Annotated in this window: 11 protein-coding genes and 1 pseudogene; 4 read left to right on the plus strand and 8 right to left on the minus strand. The window is 64.0% G+C overall.

Translation table 11 applies throughout. From position 1 onward, the window contains the following. Window positions 1-288 precede the first annotated feature (288 nt). Window positions 289-7,377 (minus strand): autotransporter outer membrane beta-barrel domain-containing protein, encoded by a 7,089-nt coding sequence (locus tag D4754_RS24135; RefSeq protein WP_163026004.1) that lies wholly within the window; start codon window positions 7,375-7,377, stop codon window positions 289-291. A 607-nt stretch (window positions 7,378-7,984) separates the two neighbouring features. On the opposite strand from D4754_RS24135, the gene D4754_RS20510 reads away from it, so the two are divergent. From D4754_RS20510 to D4754_RS20525, 4 genes are read left to right on the plus strand one after another with little or no spacing between them, the layout of a single operon-like run. Continuing rightward, a complete protein-coding gene (locus D4754_RS20510) occupies window positions 7,985-9,238 on the plus strand; it encodes a sarcosine oxidase subunit beta family protein (RefSeq protein ID WP_121067442.1) in 1,254 nt (417 codons plus the stop codon). A gap of 11 nt (window positions 9,239-9,249) precedes the next feature. Further along, window positions 9,250-9,516 carry a sarcosine oxidase subunit delta gene (locus D4754_RS20515; RefSeq protein WP_121067445.1) on the plus strand — a complete coding sequence of 89 codons (267 nt, stop codon included), beginning with the start codon at window positions 9,250-9,252 and terminating at the stop codon, window positions 9,514-9,516. Beyond that, a complete protein-coding gene (locus tag D4754_RS20520; RefSeq protein ID WP_121067449.1) occupies window positions 9,513-12,308 on the plus strand; it encodes a 2Fe-2S iron-sulfur cluster-binding protein in 2,796 nt (931 codons plus the stop codon). Before D4754_RS20515 ends, D4754_RS20520 begins: the two co-directional genes overlap by 4 nt. Then, a complete protein-coding gene (locus D4754_RS20525) occupies window positions 12,301-12,846 on the plus strand; it encodes a hypothetical protein (RefSeq protein WP_163026005.1) in 546 nt (181 codons plus the stop codon). The genes D4754_RS20520 and D4754_RS20525 overlap by 8 nt, the downstream gene beginning before the upstream one ends. A gap of 305 nt (window positions 12,847-13,151) precedes the next feature. Here D4754_RS20525 and D4754_RS20530 read toward each other — a convergent pair whose 3' ends face one another. The 7 genes and pseudogenes from D4754_RS20530 to D4754_RS20560 form a co-directional block, all read right to left on the minus strand. Beyond that, window positions 13,152-13,538: a Na+/H+ antiporter subunit G gene (locus D4754_RS20530; protein WP_121067455.1), complete on the minus strand. Its 387-nt coding sequence runs from the start codon at window positions 13,536-13,538 to the stop codon at window positions 13,152-13,154. A 9-nt stretch (window positions 13,539-13,547) separates the two neighbouring features. Further along, window positions 13,548-13,817, minus strand: coding sequence for a K+/H+ antiporter subunit F (locus D4754_RS20535; RefSeq protein ID WP_121067458.1), 270 nt, complete (start codon window positions 13,815-13,817; stop codon window positions 13,548-13,550). Further along, window positions 13,814-14,305, minus strand: coding sequence for a Na+/H+ antiporter subunit E (locus D4754_RS20540; RefSeq protein ID WP_121067461.1), 492 nt, complete (start codon window positions 14,303-14,305; stop codon window positions 13,814-13,816). Before D4754_RS20540 ends, D4754_RS20535 begins: the two co-directional genes overlap by 4 nt. A gap of 1 nt (window position 14,306) precedes the next feature. Beyond that, window positions 14,307-15,839, minus strand: coding sequence for a monovalent cation/H+ antiporter subunit D (locus D4754_RS20545; RefSeq protein ID WP_121067464.1), 1,533 nt, complete (start codon window positions 15,837-15,839; stop codon window positions 14,307-14,309). Next, entirely contained in the window at window positions 15,836-16,195 is a 360-nt protein-coding gene (locus D4754_RS20550) for a Na+/H+ antiporter subunit C (protein ID WP_121067467.1), read from the minus strand. The genes D4754_RS20545 and D4754_RS20550 overlap by 4 nt, the downstream gene beginning before the upstream one ends. Before the next feature lies 1 nt (window position 16,196). Beyond that, window positions 16,197-19,058, minus strand: coding sequence for a monovalent cation/H+ antiporter subunit A (locus D4754_RS20555; RefSeq protein ID WP_121067470.1), 2,862 nt, complete (start codon window positions 19,056-19,058; stop codon window positions 16,197-16,199). A 284-nt stretch (window positions 19,059-19,342) separates the two neighbouring features. Continuing rightward, window positions 19,343-19,504: pseudogene (locus tag D4754_RS20560) on the minus strand (IS6 family transposase); the annotation flags it as partial. Window positions 19,505-19,635 lie beyond the last annotated feature (131 nt).

Here is a 19,635-nt window from a genome sequence, read left to right on the forward strand (position 1 = left end):
GGCCCAGGACGATCCGGACAAAGACACCGAGGAAGAGACCATACGCAGGACATGATGGGACACCGGCGGACTGGCGCCGCAGCGCCGGACCTGCAGGCAAACGCCCGGCATCGCGGCTTGCGCGCCGATTCCGCTTGTCTTGACGCTGGCATGACGCATCGACAACGGATCCGCGTTTCCACCGAAAGACGCTCCCGGGGTCCGGCGCGCCGGACCCGGGTGCGTCACAAGCGGATCGCCGCAGCATGGCCCTGATGCGGCCATCCCTGTCGTGCGACTGATGTCGCGTCAGAAGCGGAATTCGATCCGCGCAGAGCCGCCATAATCGTAGCTGTTTTCAGACAGCGCGGCCTGACCCAGGAGCGAGATGGACAGATTGTCCCGCAGCTCGACTTCGATCCCGGCGGCGAAATCGCCCTGGTAGCGGTCGCTGGTCAGCGCGCCGTTGAACGCACCCGGCGCATCCGCACCGACAAGCGTGCTGGACATGGTCAGGGTCGGATCGGTCAGCGCCACAGTGACCCCGGCCCGAAAAAAGGCCAGGGCCGAGCGGTTGCTGGCCTGGAAGGCGCGGCCCACTTCCACCGCCGGGGTAAAGGCCAGCCAGTCTTCGCTGACCGAATTCACGTTCCAGTTCAGCCCGCCATCGCCGGATTCGGTGAACCCGTCCTGCCAGACCTGCGTATAGGCCAGCGCGGCCGAGGGCTTGGCATAGAACCCGCCCTGCCCCAGGAACACCGCCGAGGCGCGCAGTTCCGCGCCCAGGAATCGGCCGTCGACATCCGCGTTCGCGGTCCGTGCAACGCCACCGCTTGTATATCCGCGCTCGTAATCCAGCGAGTACAGGCCGCCTGTCACGGCGCCCGACAAGGTATATCGCCCGATTTCCTTTTTCAGCGCGACGCCACCCGAATAGCGGTCGCCATCCTGCGAGAAGTTCTCGCCCCCGATGGAGAGCGTTTCAAGCTGGCCGGCGAGTTCAACGAACAGGTCGGCCCCCACTTCGCGCTGCGTTCCAAGCGCCAGACCCCAGGCCGATTCAGTGAATTCCGGGCTTTCGCTGGTGCGGTCCTGATGGCGGCGCGACCCGATCCCCATGCCCCAGCTGCAATTGTTCTGGTGCAGGAAATCAAGCCCGGCATCGGGATCGATGTCCGGGCAACTTTGCAGCAGCTGGTTAAGCGCATGGGACGAGGAAATCGCACTGGATGCGCCGGTCAGGTGTTCTTCGGGCGCATAGTGACGATAGGCCGTTCTCAGCTCTTCGCCTGTCATGGTGTTCAGGAATTCCGTGGCAAGCAACGACAGCTCGTCCTTGAGTGTCTCCGATTGCCCGTTCTGGATCGATGTCATGGTGTCGCTGAAGTAGCTCGCGTAGTTGAGCGCGTTGCCGCTCAGCTCCACGCCCGAGGCAGCGCCGGAATAATCCACCGTGAAGTCCACGTAGACGCCGGCGCCATCACCGCTGGAATCGTCCTTCGTGTAGACGGTGTAGGTGGCGACGGAGGTATTGGTCACGGTCGAGTCGCTGAGTGTCAGGCGTTTGGACTCGTCCACCTCGGCGACCTGCAGCGTGCCCTTGTCGCCGCTGGCATAGGTCGTCGACCCGCTCCAGACAGGTTTGAAGTTGGCATCGCTGAAACTCACGGTGGCCGCGTCCTCAAGCCCGGTGAAGGACAGCAGGTCGTTGGTCACGGTCGCGCCGTCCGAACTTTCGGCATCGATCAGAACCGTTCCGGACTCGGCGAAATCGCCGCCCAGACTGATCTGGCTGGTCCCGATCGTTCCGACACCATAGGCCGACAGCGTGGCGCCGGTTTCGCCGGTATAATTGCCCATCTCGCCCAGGTAGACCGTGCTGCCCGCGGCAAAGGTCGCGCCCTTCTTGTTCTCGAACTCGGTCCGATTGCTGTCCGACAGCTGCAAGGAGCCCGACAGGAGTCCGCCGTCGTTGTTGTGGATCCGCAGACCACCGGTGTCGTCATTGGCGATCACCACCGAATCCAGGTCGGCACTGCGGAGCGTGCCGGAGTTGTCGATCAGGTTCGAATAGTGGATCGTCCCGTCGGTGTTCATCTTCATGCGCCCGCCCGACACGGCGATGGTCTCGTAGGCGTTCTTGTTGGTGGTCTCGACCACCGCTCCCGCCTGCACATAGAGATGCGAGGTGCCGCGGCATTGGTCGTCGGCCTGATCGCATGAACCCGAGGTCGTCCAGTCGCCCTTTGGATCGTCACTGCCGGTTTCCGAGGATTGCACCAGGATCGCGCGGGCATCCTTGCCCTCGGCCTTGATGGAGCCGCCAACATAAAGCTTGACGCCGCCGGAATAGCTGTCGCCGCCCGACGCGCTTTGCAGGAACACCCCGTGCGCACCTTCGCCCGTCACGTGGATATCGCCCTGGAGGTCGGCGTTGACATAGCCGCCGTCACCGTCGCCCCCGGCGCTGCCGACGCCCGTCGTGTAGGTAGTGGCAACCGCCTGGGTGTCGAGCGACCCGGCGGCGCCGCCGCCGCCGCCCACGGAATGGGCCCAGACGCCGTGGGCGTTCTTGCCCGAGGTGGTGATCGAGCTGTCGGCATCCATGGCTATCGCCACGTCACCGCCACTGCCGGCCCCGCCGCCATCGTCCCCGCCGAAGGCCTGCGCACCCATGGTCTCGGCAAAGTTCGAGATGGCCGTGACGATGTTGCCCTCGATGTCGCCACCGTTGCCGCCACTGCCGCCGAGCGACTGGGCATGGATCCCCATCGCGCCATCGCCTTCGGTGATGATGGATCCGCTGTCTTTGAGAGAAACCGACACGTCGCCGCCATCGCCGCCGCCCGCACCGGAATGCGTGATGGTGATCGAGGTGATCAGCCCTTGGCTGCCATCGCCGGCATTGCCGCCGCCGCCGCCGACGGACTGCGCATAGATCGCCGTGGCGCTGTCGCCCGTGGTGTGCAGCTTGCCGGAACTGGTGACCGACACATCGCTGCCATGACCCGAGGATCCGGCCTTGCCACCGACGTCGATGCTCCAGCTCAGGAGGCTGCCGGGCATGCCCTTTACCGACTTGTAGGTGTCGTAGATGTCATCTAGCCATTCGCCGGCATTCGCGACCGTTTCGATCCAGCCCGTCTTCCCGGGTGTCCCGTTGCCCGAGTTGCCACCGCCGCCGCCGACCGACTGCGCGAAGATCGCATAGGACGCGGCACCTTCGGTCGTGATGGTGCCATCGGAATGGGTGACCTTGACATCTCCGCCATCGCCCGAGGCCCCGTTGTCGCCGCCCTGGGTGTAGGTCAGCGAAACGGCCTTGTTGCTCTTCTTCGGATCGCTGCCCTTCGGCGCCTTCTCCTTTTTCGTGTAGCCGAACGTATGCGACCCGGCCTGGCCGCCGTCCCCGCCGCCACCGCCGACAGACTGGGCGTAGATCCCGTAGGACGTGTCGGTCTTGGTGGAAATGTCGCCGGTGTTGGTGACGGTGACGGTGTCGCCGTGGGCCGCCGTGCCGCCGGATCCGCCGATCGCGGCGTCCAGGTCGACGGTTGTGCTCTCGCCCTTGGGCTTCCAGTAGCCGTCCAGTGCAAGCGCATAGCCCGCCCCCGCGACGCCGCCATTGCCGCCGACCGATTGCGCATAGATACCGTGGGCATTGCCGCCGGTCGTGGTCACCGAGGCGTCATTCTCGACCGTCACCTTGTTGGCGACGGCCCCGTCCCCACCGGACCCGCCGACAGTCACCGTGACCTCGCCCGAGGATTCACCGCTGCCCTGGGTGTTCAGGGCATAGCTGCCGCCGCCGACGCCGCCGTTGCCGCCGACCGACTGGGCAAAGATGCCCGTCGAATAATGCCCGCTGGTGGTCAGGTCGCCGCCCTTCTGGTTGGTGATCCCGACGGTCCCGCCCTTGCCGGAATCCCCGCCGTCGCCACCGACGGCGACATTGACCGAACCGCCGAATTCCGCGGAGACGTTGACCGTTCCGGAGATCACCGCGCCGCCGTCGCCGCCGCTCCCGCCGACCGACTGGGCGTAGAGCCCCCGCGCGGTGTAGCCGGAGGTCGTGACCGCGCCGGAATTGGTCAGATCCACGTTGCCGCCGACACCGCCCTTGCCACCCGTGCCGCCCACGGCGACATTGACCGACCCCGAGATCGGACCGCCGGTCCCCGAGCCCGTCACCAGCAGCCCGCCCTTGCCGCCACCGCCGCCCAGGGCCTGGGCGGAAACGGCATCAGACGTGTCGCCGGTTGTTGCGACCTTGCCCGTGTTGGTCAGCGACACTTCGCCGGACGTGCCACCGTCGCCGCCATCCGCGCCATGCGCGATGTTGACCGCGGCGATGCTGAGCGCGCCCGACACCGTCACGCCGCCTGCGCCGCCGCCGCCGCCGATGCTTTGCGCCTGCACGCCAAGGGCCTGGCCCCCGGCGGTGGTCACGTCGGCCGCGTTGCTCAGCGTGACCTTGCCCGCGCTGCCCCCCGATCCGCCGTCGCCGCCATGGGTATAGCTCAGGTCGATCGAGATATCCCCCGAGACCGTCGTGCCCGACTGGCCGCCGCCGCCGGCGATGCTCTGCGCGAGAATGCCGGTGGACAGGTGGCCCTTGGTCCCGATGGAGCCGGACGTGGTCACATCGACATCGTCGGCATCGCCACCGGCGCCGCCGGAAGAGCCCAACTTGACCGATCCCGCGTCGATCCCGATATCGCAATCGATTGTGTGGCCGCCCTTGCCGCCGCCGCCGCCCTGCGATTGCACCAGCACGCCCAGGGCATTGTCGCCGCCGGTCTGGATCGTGCCGTCCGACACAAGCGTCACGGCGGCGCCGGTGCCGCCGGTCCCCCCGTTGGAGCCCTGGTTGCCGACGTAGCTGCTCATGTTCAGGCCGACGTTGGAATCGGTCACGTTGCTCGCATGGCCGCCGCCGCCGCCCAGCGACTGTGCGAAGACCGCGTCGGAATGGTCGCCCGACGTGGTGACATCGGTCTTGGTATTCGCCGTGACCACGCCGCCGTCGCCGCCGGCCCCGCCATCGGTCCCCATGTCATGGCCGAATTCGATCGACGCAGCGCCCGCCTGCGTGTTGGTGCCGGCAGAGCCGCCCCCGCCGCCCACCGACTGGATCAGGACGCCCACCGAGCTGTGGCCTCCGGTCGTCACCTTCCCCGTCAGGCCGACCGTATCCGTGTCGCCGATATCGACCGTTCCGCCATGATGGCCGCTGGAGCTTTTCTGGGACCCGGTCTGCGAATTGAAGGTCAGGCCGATGCTGGCATTGACCACCGATCCGCCGGCGCCGCCACCGCCGCCGACGCTCTGCGCCATGAAGCCGGCCGACTTGAACCCCTTGGTTTCGATATCGACCGAAGCACCGTCCGCTGCCGTGATGGAGATGTCACCGCCGCTGCCGCCGTCACCGCCGGAGGTGCCGATCGCCGGTTTGATCAGGTCGAGCCCGACGACCGTGCTGCCACCGTGACCGCCGCCGCCGCCGATCGAGGAGATCAGAACGCCGTCGGCCACGTCGCCTTCAGTCGTGACCTTGAACGTGCCGCTCTTGAAGTCCACGGACACATCGCTGCCGCTGCCGCCGCCGCCGCCATTCGCACCAAGCGCCCAAGCTCCCTTGGGCGACGTCGACTTGCCGCCGCCGTTGCCGATGCTGCTGATCATGGCCCCGACCGAATACTTGCCAGAGGTGTTGATCGTCGTGTCACCGTCGTTGGTCACGGTGACGTCGCCGGCATTGCCGCCCTCCCCACCCTGACCGCCAAGCGCGACAACGCCATCGTTGCCGCCGCTGACGCCGCCGCCGCCGCCCGCGCTCATCGCCAGTATGCCCGGGGCATCCTCGCCCTTGGTGGTGATGGAGTTGGTCCCGGTCAGCGTGACCTCGACCTTGCCACCTGCGCCACCAGCCCCGCCCGTGGCGCCGATCGCATCGAACCCCTCGTCTTTCGATCCGGTGCCGCCGCCGCCTCCGATCGACGCCGCGATCAGGCCGACCGCATAATCTCCGGCGGTATCAATGCTGTAATCCTCAAGCGTGGCTGACACAGTACCGCCATCACCACCGCTTTCGCCATTCGCCCCGTAGGCGACAAATCCGTCGGACTCACCGGAGCTTCCCGCAAAACCGCCGACGCTCTCGATCAGTATTCCGACCGCCTGCTCTCCGCTCGTGGTTATGGTGCCACTTTTCAGGTCGACGCTCGCATCGCCGCCGGGACCCGGTTCATTGGCATGCCCGCCATTACCGTCGAACCAGCTCTTGCCAGGGCCGCCTTCGCCGCCTGCACCGCCGAGACTCTGGATCAGGACACCCACCGCGGTGTCCCCGGTCGTGGTGATATCGCCCTCATAGGTGATCGACACATTGCCGCCGGTCCCGCCGTGGCCGCCATTGCCGCCAATGCCATCGTCCGGGCCGTGGCCTTCGCCGCCTTCGCCGCCGTTCCCCGCTTCGCTGATCGCGAGGATGCCGTGCACGCTTGTCCCCGTCGTCGAGATCGACTTCTTGCCGCCCTGGGCCAACAGCGTGACATCACCGCCATCCCCGCCCGCTCCACCGCGCCCGCCGGTGGCCGTGTTGTCCGACAGCCCCTCTCCGGCTTCCGCGCCATCGCCGCCGCTGCTGAGCAGAGTAAGCCCTGCGCTGTCGCTCGACTTGATTTCGAACGGATCGCCGTCCGTCAGCGTCACTGTGACGTCGCCGCCCTTGCCGCCCTCACCGCCTTCGCCACCATCGCCCTGGTGAAATCCGCTCTGGTTGGTGCCCTTGCCGCCCTTGCCGCCATCGCCACCCTCGCTGACGGCCTTGACGCCCGGGCCGTCGGTGGTCTTGAAGACGTATCCTGCGTCGCTGCTGTCGCCGGCATCCACAAGAACGGTCAACGTGCCGCCGTTGCCGCCTGTGCCGCCGACACCGCCATGGGCCGTTCCGAATGCGCTGTCTTCGTTCGCCTCGCCGCCCACGCCACCTTCGCTCACCAGCCGGATGCCGCTCGCGTCGCTGTCCATTCCAGAACCGCCGTCGTCGAAATGCATGGTCGAGGACAGATCGCCACCGTCGCCGCCGTCACCCCCATCCTGACCGTCTTCGTGATCATCCTTGGTGGCGTCGTGTCCCTCATCCCCGTTATCTTCGAGGTTGAGCGCATAGGAATGGTTGGCCGAAAGATCGGCACTGATGCTTTTGGTGACATCCTTGTAGGTGATATCGGTGACCGAGCCGTCGGGCTTGTAGACATAGGGGATATCATCGCCCGTACAGGTCATCGTCGTGCCGTCGGTGGTACATGCAGCCCCCGCGGGCAGCGCGAGGACCGACAGGACGGTTACCAGCGCCCCGGTCAGGGCCGTGGTCGATCTGACGGATCTGTACACAGGGCCACGGCCTGCGGCGGGGCGAACCTCTGCAAAGGAATGTGTGGGGGTGATATGCATTTGAGTGACCGATTCCTTACAGAGCAATAGGACTAACTGTTTATAAGCTAAGCTTAACTTTGTTAATCGATATTCCCCAAGAGGCTTTCCCTTTGACTAAAAGGTCCCTGACGGGGTCAGCATATCAAGCGTTTTCGCTCCGAGCGGTGCGTGCATTTGGGGACAGACGCCGGACCGGTCGTCTCCCGCCGAGGCTCCTTGCTGTTCGGGAGCGGCGGTCCTGTTGTGCATCGCAGCGGATTTGCCTCTCCAACCGCTTACGTTTGGTTCGGGTCTGGGTCGCAGTTATGCATGACGGCGGCGCCCGGAGGTGTTGGATCGCGACGAGGATAGCGCGCACCATCGGGCCGGTTATGGCGACGCTTCGATCAGGGCCTTGGTGTTTGAGTTTGCCGATTGATCCGAAAGCGCATCCAGCAACTCGGTCCGGTTCTTGAAGTGCCAATGGAAACTGGACCGTGCGCATATTGTACAGCAATGAATGCACCTGTAGCGATAGCATCGGAGGCCAAGCCCGAAGCCGCGGCGGCGGAAGCGAGGGGACAGGATGACAACGAAATACTCTGCCATTTCGCTTCTTCGTGAAGGCCTGCGGGGTCAGTCGGGCTGGTCCAAGGCGTGGCGGTCCCCCAAGCCCGGGGCGGCCTATGACGTCGTGATCATCGGTGCCGGAGGGCATGGGCTGGCGACCGCCTATTACCTTGCCCGAAACCACGGCATCACGAACGTTGCCGTCATCGAAAAGGGGTGGCTGGGCGGCGGGAATACCGGGCGGAACACCACCGTCATTCGCTCCAACTATTACTACCCGGAAAGTTCCGCGCTCTATGGCCTGTCCGTGAAGCTCTATGAAGGCCTGTCGAAGGAGCTCAACTACAACGTCATGTTCTCGCAGCGCGGCATGCTGGTCCTTGCCCATTCCGAACCGGAAATGGAAATGGCGGCGCGTAACGTGAATGCGATGCAGCTGAACGGGGCGGACGCGATCCTGATGGACGCGGCGGATGTGCGCAAGAAGGCCCCGTTGCTGAACTATTCGAAGGATGCGCGCTTCCCGATCCACGGCGCCGTCTGGCAAGGCAGCGCGGGAACCGGGCGCCATGATGCCGTTGCGTGGGGCTATGCCCGCGCGGCCAGCGCCCTGGGCGTGGATATCATCCAGAACTGCGAAGTGACGGAATTCATTAGGGAAGCAGGCAGGATCACCGGCGTCGAGACGACGCTTGGCCCGATCCGCGCCGGGGCGGTCGGCGCGGCCGTTGCCGGACACAGCTCGGTCCTGGCCAGGCTCGCTGGCTTCAAGCTGCCGATCACGTCATACTCACTTCAGGCCTTCGTCACCGAAGCGATGAAGCCGGTGATCGATACCGTCGCTTTTTCGCCCGCCTACGGCACCTATTTCAGCCAGTCGGACAAGGGCGGGCTTGTCATCGGTGGCGGGCTGGATCGCGTGCCGTCCTATGGCCAGAAAGGCAACCTTCCGGTGCAGGAGGCGGTTCTGGCGGGCCTGGTGGAAATGGCGCCCGTGCTGGCCAAGGTAAAACTGCTGCGCCACTGGGCCGGCATCGTGGATGTAACGCCCGACAGTTCACCCGTCATCGGACCGTCCGGTATCGAAGGGCTGTACGTGAATTGCGGCTGGGGCACTGGTGGCTTCAAGGCCATTCCAGCCGGCGGCTACCTGTTTGCCCATCTGTTGGCGAACGGCACCCATCACGAGATCAGCCGCCCCTTCGACATCGATCGTTTCGTAACCGGCCGGCTGATCGACGAAGGCGCGGCCTCTGGCATCGCGCATTGAAGGAGACGGATATGCAAGTGTTACCCTGTCCATTCTGCGGCCCCAGATCCGAAGGCGAGTTTCACTTCGCGGCAGAGACCGGGAAGACCCGGCCGGACACAACCCGGGATGTGAGCGCCGAAAAATGGGCCGCCTATCTGTTCGACCAGACCAATGAAAAGGGGGTCACGCGGGAAATCTGGATCCACCTTCCCTGCGCCGAGGTCTTCGTCATGTCGCGCGACAGTGTCACGATGGACGTGCTGGGAACCGAGACCCTGAGGAAGCTTCCGACATGAGCGGGACACGGCTGAGCTCGGGCGGTCTGATTGATCGTGCGCGCCGCATCGACTTCAACTTCGACGGTCGTTCCATGCACGGATTTGGGGGCGACACCTTGGCCTCGGCACTGCTGGCCAATGGCACGGGCATTGTCGGGCGCAGCTTCAAGTATCACCGCCCCCGTGGTGTTTGGGGCGGGTGGTTCGACGAACCCAACGCGATCTTTTCCGTCAGAACGCCAAAAGGCAGCCTGCCCAACGTTCTGGGCACCACGACAGCGCTTGCCCCGGGGATGGACATCAGAAGCGTCAACGCCTGGCCCAATGCAGGTTTCGACGTCAAGGGCGGCCTGGACCTGTTCAGCCCGTGGTTGAAGGCCGGGTTCTACTACAAGACCTTCATGAAACCCGATTGGCACCTGTTCGAGCCGATGATCCGCAGGATGGCCGGGCTGGGCACGCTGGAACCGGACATGGTGGAGGGCTACACCGCGGATCAGGTCCATGCGCAGTGCGATCTGCTGGTGGTCGGCGGCGGGGCGGCCGGACTGGCGGCGGCCGAAGCGGCGGCGCGGCAAGGCAAGACCGTCTGGCTGGTCGAAGATCATGACACGCTTGGCGGCGGGCTGTACCGCATGGGCGACAGGATCGAAGGGCTTCAGCCAACGGATTGGGTCGCCGCCCGCAAGGCTGCCATCGAAGACGCGGGCGGGCGCATCCTCACTCATACGACCGCGTTCGGGGTGTTCGACCATCGCCTTTACGGGCTTGCCCGACAATCCGCCGTGGATGTCGCCCCGACGCTTTATCGTCTGCGTGCAAAGGAGTGCCTGTTGGCCAGCGGGGCGATCGATCGTCCGGTGACCTTTGGCAACAACGACCTCCCCGGCATCATGAGCCTCGAGGCGGGCCTGGAATACCTTGGCCGCTACGGAGTGCGGGTCGGGAACGCCATTGCCATCGCCGCGAACCACGCGCAGGCGGCATCGGCCGCGGCACGTCTGAGCGAGGCAGGCGCAAAGGTCAGCCTGTTCGACCCTGCAAAGGGCGATCTGGCCGCCTCCGGCCGTCGCGGTGTGAAGGCGCTGCGTCAGGGCAAACGCGCCGAGGCCGTCGATTGCGTATTGGCATCGGCAGGCTGGACCCCGGTCCTGCATCTGTGGCGCCACGCCGGCGGCAAGCTTCGCTGGGACGAGGCATTGGCCACATTCCTTCCCGCAGAGGCCCCTGCGGGCATGCGCGCCATCGGGGCCGCCAACGGGACGTTCGATCTGGACCAGGCCCTTGCCGAAGCCCGGGCCTTTGCCATGGGCGAACCCTACAGCCAAGCCACAACTCGATTCACGCTGACCCCGACGCTGCCCAAGCCCGGCGCAAAAGGGCGCCAGTGGATCGACTTCCAGCATGATGTCACCCTCAAGGACATCGAACTGGCCGAACGTGAAAACTATGTCTCCGTCGAGCATCTCAAGCGGTACACCACCTTGAGCATGGCCTCGGACCAGGGGAAGACATCCAACATTCCCGGGCTTGCAGCGATGGCGGCCCTGACGGGCAAGACAATCCCCGAGGTCGGCACGACCACGTTCCGCCCGCCCTTCGTCCCCGTCCCGCTGGCTTTGTATCATGGCCACCACGGTGGCCAGAATTTTCGCCCGCTCAAACGCCTTGCGCTGGAAAACGTCCACCGGTCCTCTGGCGCGGCGCTTGGGGAATATGGCGGCTGGCTGCGCCCGGCGTGGTATGGCGACCGACCCGGCCCCGAGGCTGCACAATCCGAAGCGCGCATGGTGCGCGACGCGGGAGGCATTCTGGATGCCTCGCCTCTCGGGAAAATCGAGGTGATGGGGCCGGACGCCGAAGCCTTCGTGAACTTCGTCTACTACAACACCATGAAGACTCTGAAGCCGGGTTTCCTGCGCTACGGGTTCCTGCTGACGGAGAGGGGCGTGATCTTTGACGATGGCGTGGTGTTTCGCATGGGCCCGAACCGGTTCGTGATCTCCAGCTCGTCAAGCCATGCGGAAGGCGTGACAGGCATGCTTGAAAGCTGGCGGCAGGACGGCAACGATCCCGATCGCATCTTCGTGCATGATACCACCAACCACTGGTCCACCGTGACCGTGACGGGGCCGAAAGCGCGCGACGTGACCCGCAGCCTTGGGCTGGACGTCGATCTTTCCGCGGACGCGTTCCCTCATATGACGTTCCGCGAAACCGTCTGGCGCGACGTGGCCCTGCGGATTGCGCGGGTCAGTTTCACCGGAGAGGTCAGTTTCGAGATATCGGTCCCCGCATCCAGCGCCAAGGCACTCTGGACAGCGCTTGCAGATGCAGGCCGACCGCTTGGCGTCCGGCCGATGGGGATCGAAGCGCTTTCGATCCTGCGGGCCGAGAAGGGCTTTATCATCATCGGCAAGGACACCGACGGCGAAACCATGCCTCACGATCTGGGTTTCACCCTGCCCCGAACGAAGAAACCCACCACCTTCGTGGGCGACAGGGGCCTGCACACGGACGCGGCAAACGATCCCGACCGGCGGCAGCTTGTCGGATTGTCCGCCATCGGCGACACACCTTTGCCGACCGGCGCGCACCTGATCGACGGGACGGATCGCCGGTCCTTCGGGATCGTCACATCGAGCTACATGAGCCCGAACGTGAACCGGCCCATCGCATTGGGGCTTGTCGAGCGCGGAACCCAGCGGATGGGCGAAACGGTCACCCTGTTCCACCTTGGACAAACCTACCAGGCGACATTGACGTCGCCCGTGGCCTTCGACCGGGAGGGAGCCAGGATTCATGCGTGACGATACACATAAATGGGATGCCCCCTTCCCTGCATCCAGCGTTCTTACGGGCGAGGTCGACGGCAAGGCGTGTCGCGTATCTTCTGCCAACATGCATCGGCTGACCCTGATCAGTGGCAGCGGCGTACAGACGTCCTCGGAACTGCCCCTGATTGGCTGGCCAGAGATCGCCCCCGATGGCCCCTTTGCCCTCAGCCTGCGGCGCGACCGGATCCTGGAAGTCAACGGCCCGGCCCGGACAGACGGGTGGGACGAGCTGAAGTCACTTGCCATTTCCGACATGACGGACGGCTATCACGCCTTTTCGGTCGACGGCCCCGGTGCGCTTGGCCTGCTCCACCGCGGTGCCGACGTGTTCGCGGAAACACCGTCTGCGTCCGTTGCGCGATTGATCTTCGGCTTGCCGGCATTGGTCTACCGCACAGGTGAAACCGCTTTCAGCCTGGTCTTCACAAGAGCCCAGGCTGTCGCGGCGTACTCCGCCCTCTCGACCGCATTGCGACACTGCGCGCCTGTTCGCTTCAAAGAACGTCCATGACGGGTTCCGTGACAAAGCCACGTCCGGCAACGACGGCTCAGACCCTTGAATCTGCGTGATGAACCGACGCCCTCGAGCACGGCATTCCGGTCTCACAACGACGCCGCATACGTCACAACCAATCAGTTCAGCGCGGGATGGTCGGCATCATGCCGCGCGCGGCGATGATCTCTCGCCGAGCAGGATGGGACACACCATACCTGACGTAGAAGAACACGGAGTGCAGGATGACATGCTGGGGGAAATGCGATACCCGGAACGACACCATCAAGGCAAAACGTGCGACAGAACCGAGGGCGGTTGTCTCAGCCTCGGCTCTCCCCGTTGTTGGCAAGGTTGGGCGGATCGTTATGGATCGCCCAGCCGGCATCGCAGCCCGACGGCGGCAGCGCGATCTTGTCGGCCTTTTCGATCAGCAGCGTCTTGGCGATGAAATTTGCCGCCACCGGGGCCGTCAACAGCAGGAAGATCGTGATCAGCAGCTCGTGGAAACTCAGGGTGTCTTCGAAGGCGAAGAAGTAGATCATCGACGCGATGAGCACCCCGCCGACGCCAAGCGTCGTGGCCTTGGTCGGCGCGTGCAGCCGCTGCATCGTGTCGCGCAGCTTGATCAAACCGAATGAGCCGACCAACCCGAAGATTCCGGAGATGACGAGGAAAAAGGTGACTAGGATTTCCATGATCTGGTCCATTTTCCGCTCCTATTCGATAATGTCGCCGCGCAGGATGAAGCGGCAATATGCGACGGTGGAAACGAAGCCGACCATGGCGACCAGCATCGCCGCTTCGTAGTACATCGCCGTGCCGTTCCGGATCCCGTACAGCACCAGAAGCGCGATCAGGTTGATCACCATCGTATCCAGCGCCAGGACCCGATCCGCCAGGTTCGGCCCCTGCACGAGCCGCCACAGGTTCATCAGCAGGCCCAGGCTGAAACAGCCAATGGCGAAAGCAACGGCAATGCCAATCATTGGAAGATCTCCTTCAGCCGGCGTTCGTAGCGGTTCTTGATATCGTCCCGCGTGCCCTCGGGATCATCCGTGTGCAGGCAGTGGACCAATATCTCGCTCGCGTCCGCCGTCAGCATGGCCGAAACCGTGCCCGGCGTCATCGTGATTGTCCCCGCGAGCACCGTGATCGCCTCGGGAGAGGTCAGTTCCATCGGCACCACGATCCACTGGGATTTGAGGTTCGCGTTGCGCTTGAACAGGATGAGCAGCGCCACCTGGACGTTGGCCACGACGATATCCCAGAGCACGACAAGGATGTACTCGATGATCTTCAGCGGTCGACCGACACTCGGCTTGTTGGGCCAGTACGGGCCGGTCAGCGCCGGCACCAGGATGCCCAGTACGGCCCCCAGCAGCAGGTTGCCGAGAGAGAAATGGTTGACCAGCATCAGCCAGACCACAACCAGTCCGACGCTCAGAAACGGGTGCGGGATCAGACGTTTGAACATGTCAGCCTTCCTCTCCGGTTCCCAGGACCGCACCGATGTACTCGGACCGGTCGAACATCTGCATCGAGGTTCCTTCCATGTAGGTCACCACCGGCCCGGCGAGGACGGAAAGCAACCCGAGAAGCACAAGGGCGGTGATCGCCGGTGCGATCTCCATCGGGCGCGCGGTGGGCATGGGCTCTGGCGTACCTTCTTCTGGCAGGTCCTCGGCTGCGACCGCCGTGGATTTCCAGAACAGCATGCTGCCCGCCCGGGCAAAGCCCACGATCGTCAGAAGCGACCCGGCAAGCACGGCGGTCCAGGCCCACCCGATAAGTTCGGGCTGGCGCAGGCTGTCCAGCACCAGAAGCTTGCCCAGGAAACCGCTGAGCGGCGGCATCCCGGCCACGGCGATGGCCGCGCCGAAGAAAAGGGCCGCGAAAAGCCCGTTCTGTACGGTGACGGGCATGGCCAGCAGGTTATCGCTTCCACGGCGCGTGATCACGAGATCGGCCACCAGGAAAAGGGCTGCAGCAGCGAAGGTCGAATGGACCAGATAGTATAGTGCCGCCGTCGTCGCCTGCGGCGTGAAGACGGCCACGGCGACCATCAACGTACCCATGGACCCAATGACAGAGAAGCCGGCAAGCGGCATCAGCCGGCGCGCGCCCAGCACGCCGATGGCCCCGATGGCGATGGTGACGATCGCGGCCGGGAACAGCCATTCTCCGATCATGCCCTCGGTCGCGGCTGTGTCAGACCCGAAGATCACAGTGCCGAACCGGATGATCGCGTAAGCCCCGACCTTGGTCATGATGGCGAAGAGCGCGGCCACCGGCGCGGGCGCATTGGCGTAGCTCGCCGGCAGCCAGAATTGCAGCGGGAAGATCGCGGCCTTGATGGCAAAGACGATCAGCAGCAGCATGCCGGCCACGCGTACCAGCCCGGCTTCCTCTGGCGGGATCTCGGCAATGCGCATAGCCAGGTCAGCAATGTTGAGCGTACCGACAGACGCATAGAGCGTGCCGAGCGCGAAGAGGAACAGGGTGGAGCCGGCAAGGTTCATCACCACGTATTGCAGCCCGGCCTGCAGCCGTTCCTTGCCGCCCGAATGGATCATCAACCCGTAGGACGCGATCAGCAGGACTTCGAAGAAGACAAACAGGTTGAAGGCATCCCCGGTCAGGAATGCACCGCAGATTCCCATGAGCTGGAACTGGAACAGCGCATGGAAATGCCGCCCGCGATTGTCCCAGCCTGTCGCGACCGCGTGGATCACGACGATGACGGCGAGTATGGACGTGATGAAGACCATTAGCGCCGAGAGCCGGTCCAGAACCAGTACGATCCCGAAGGGCGCGGCCCAGTCGCCAAGGTAGTAGACCTCAGTCTCTCCGCCGCTGGCAGAAATCAGAAGCCCGGTTGCGATGGCCGCCAGCAGCAAGGTGCCGGCGACAGAGGCGATGCGTGCAAGGGTGATATCGTGCCGCATGACGTAGCCGATCATCGGCGCCAGCAAGGCAGGCAGCAGGACGGGAGCGATGATCCAGTTCATTCTGCGTCACCCTCCCCGATCAGGGCTTCGCCTTCGTCGATGTCGATCTTGTCGTTCCCGCGTTCCAGGTACGCCCCAAGGGACACCATGACCAGCACAGCCGTCATCCCGAAGGAAATCACGATGGCGGTCAGCACCAGCGCTTGCGGCAGCGGATCGGTGTAACCCTTCGAACCGTAGGGATCGAGGATCGGCGGTTGGTCGATTGTCAGCCCGCCGGACGAGAAGATGAACAGGTTCACCGCATAGGACAGCAGCGCCAGGCCCAGGATCACGGGGAAGGCCCGCAGGCGCAGGATCAGGTAGATCCCCCCTGCGGTCAGCGTGGCGATGGAGCTTGCAATGACGATCTCCATGTCAGCCCTCCTCCCTGTTCTTGCGGACCCGGAGCGATGGGTCGTAATCCATTGGTTCGGTGTTCACGGTCTCTCCGGCGTGACGGGCGATCCGCGACAGGCTGTAGAGCATCAGCATGACGGCCCCCAGCACGGTCAGGAACACGCCAAGATCGAACGCCATGGCCGAGGCAAGCTCGAATTCCTCGATCGGCTCCCAGTGGACATAGCCGAACGTGCTGGTCAGGAAGGGCAAGCCCCAGAAGAAGGCGGCACAGCCTGTAATCCCGGCGATCACCACGCCGAACCCGATCATCGCGTGATATTCGTAACGTTGACGGGCCTGTGTCCATGCAAAGCCGGAGGCCATGTATTGCATCAGCAATGCGATGGCGATGACCAGCCCGGCGACAAACCCGCCGCCCGGCTGATTATGACCGCGCAGGAAGATATAGACGCCGACCATCGTGACGATGGGAAGCATGATCCGTGTGCTGACCACCATCATCAGCGGGTGACGGTCCCGGGAGAGGTTTCTGGAAAGGTCCATGTTGCGCAGGCGTCGGCCCGCAGGCCCGGACAGAAGCGCCTCCATCAGCGCAAAGATGATCAGGCCGGCAACACCCAGCACGATGATCTCGCCGTAGGTATCGTAGCCACGGAAGTCCACGAGGATCACGTTGACCACGTTGGTCCCGCCGCCGCCCTTGTAGGAATTGGCCAGAAAGTACTCCGAAATCGTGCTGATATCGCGGCGCATGAACGCATAGGACAGAAGGCCCACGCCCGTCCCCGCGGCGACGGCGATCACCGCATCGCGGCTGCGCCTGAACACGCTGCTTTCAACGGGCGAATCCTTTGGCATGTAGTGCAGGGCCAGCAGAAGAAGCATGATCGTCACGGTCTCGACCGAGATCTGAGTCAGCGCCAGATCAGGGGCCGAGAGGTAGATGAAGGCCGCAGAGACCATCAAACCCACGACCCCGATGACGACCAGCGCCCGGAACCTCTGGCGATGCAGCAGGACGACCGAAAGCGTTCCCCCAACCAGGAGTGCCCAGGCGACGTAGGCGACCGGCGGGATCGGCAGGATCGGGCGGTTGACCTGGCTCAGCCCGCCCCCCTGCCAGGCCGCGAAGCCAAGCAGGACGGTGGCAATGACAAAGATCGCAAGATAGCGGCTCATTGCGCCGTTGTGCAGGCCCTCGGTAATGCGCCGGGACAGGGCCGCGACCCCTTCGACCAAACCGTCGAAGATGACCTTGGCCTCGGGGCGCGGCAGTGCGGTCCAGATCCGGTTCAGCGGGGCATAGAGCGCCAGCAGGATCAGACCCCCGACCACGGCTGTTGCGGACATGTAGAGCGCCGGCGTGATACCGTGCCAGATCTTCAGGTGGGCATGGATGCTTGTACCGGTCACGGCGCTTGCGGCGACGTCGACGATGGGTTCCGCGATGAAGGGAAACAGCCCGATCAGCATGACCAGCACCACCAGAAACGCGGGCGAGGCCCACATGCCGAAGCCGGGGTCGTGCGGTTTGTGCGGATAGTCGTCGCGCACGGGACCGAAGAAGACATGGCCGATGAAGCGGAACGAATAGGCCGCCGAAAGAAGGGCCCCCAGCGTCGCCACGATCGGAACGATGTAGTGATTACCAGCCCAGATGGTATGGGCGGCTTCTTCCAGCATCAGTTCCTTGGTCAGGTAGCCGTTCGTCAGCGGGATGCCGGCCATTGACAGGGCGGCCAAGGCGCTGATCACGAAGGTGATGGGCATCAGCTTGCGCAACCCCCCAAGGCGACGGATGTCGCGGGTATGCGCCTCGTGATCGATGATCCCCGCGCTCATGAAAAGCGCGGCTTTGAAGGTCAGGTGGTTGATGATGTGGAACACGGCCGTGGTGGCGGCGATATCCGTGCCAAGACCCAGCAGGAAGGTGATGAAGCCCAGGTGACTGACGGTCGAAAAGGCCAGGAGGGCCTTCAGGTCATTCCGGAAGATGGCAATGCACGCCCCCATCACCATGGTGATCAGACCCACGGTCGCGACGATGTAGAACCACGCCTCGGTCCCGGACAGGACGGGCCACATCCGGGCCATCAGGAAGATACCTGCCTTCACCATCGTGGCAGAGTGCAGGTAGGCCGAAACCGGCGTCGGTGCAGCCATGGCGTGGGGAAGCCAGAAGTGGAACGGGAACTGCGCAGACTTGGTGAATGCTCCCAGAAGGATCAGGATCAGCGCGGGCAGATACCAGTCCGAAGACCGGATCAGATCCCCATGCTGAAGGATGTCGGTCAGGTTGTAGCTGCCGACGATATTGCCAAGGATCAGCATCCCCCCGATCATCGCCAGGCCGCCTGCACCGGTCACCGCCAGCGCCATGCGCGCGCCCTGACGGCCTTCGGGCAGGTGCTTCCAGTATCCGATCAGGAGAAAGGACGACAGCGAGGTGAGCTCCCAGAAGATCAGCAAAAGCAGGATGTTGTCGGAAAGAACGATCCCCAGCATCGCGCCCTGGAAGAGCAGCAGATAGGTATAGAACTGCCCCATCGGATCATCGCCCGACAGGTAGAACCGCGCATAGAGGATGATCAGCAGCCCGACACCCAGGATCATGCAGGCAAACAGGAAGCCAAGCCCGTCCAGGAAGAAGCTGGCCGACAGGCCCAGTTGCGGAAGCCATTCGACCTGGGTCTGTATCACCCCGCCCGACATGACGGTCGGCGCATGGACAAGCAGCATCGCCAGCGCCAGCGCGGTCGGCACGGCCGCGAAACTCGCGCAGGCATTCCGCCCCGCCCGGATCATCACGCCTGGAACCAGTGCGCCGAGAAACGGCAGCAGCGCGATGATCAGAAGTAGGTTTCCCCCGTCGGTCATTGCCTCGCCTTTTTTGAAATCGGTCTTTGGCTGTTGTAAATAACAAGACCCCTGAGTGGGGCAAGAGAAACAGCCTGCGTCCTTTGCACCCAAGGCACTTGGTATACCAGTTTAAGAGTCAGTTCACGCATTTGTGAACTCTCCCGCCAGGGGTCGTGGCATCGAAACAACAGAAATCGGAAGGTGATCAATCTCCGGACGAACGGACACCCACCCAAGGGGCGGTTGCAACCGCCAAGGAAATCGCGCCATGAACGTGATTAACGACACGGGACGACCCGGTTCCGGATGGTTTCATACGAAACCGTCACGCCGCGCTCCGCCAAGCGATCTCCCACATCCCGCAGGCTCGGTGCGAAACGATGGCAGGCCCATACAGCGTAGCCAGTCACCCCCCGCGGGAAACGGAAGCCCTTGATCCGGGGCCTGTCGTCGATATCGAACATCGCGCTGAGCTTCTCCGCTGCGAAGATAGTGACAACCTGACAAAGCCCCGGGACCGTCCCAAAAAAAATTTTGAACCATTCTCGGACTCGTCCCGACGAAGCGATGTGACTGCCCGATGGGGGCAGAGATT

This window comes from Chachezhania antarctica (assembly GCF_003646465.1).
Lineage (GTDB): Bacteria > Pseudomonadota > Alphaproteobacteria > Rhodobacterales > Rhodobacteraceae > Chachezhania > Chachezhania antarctica.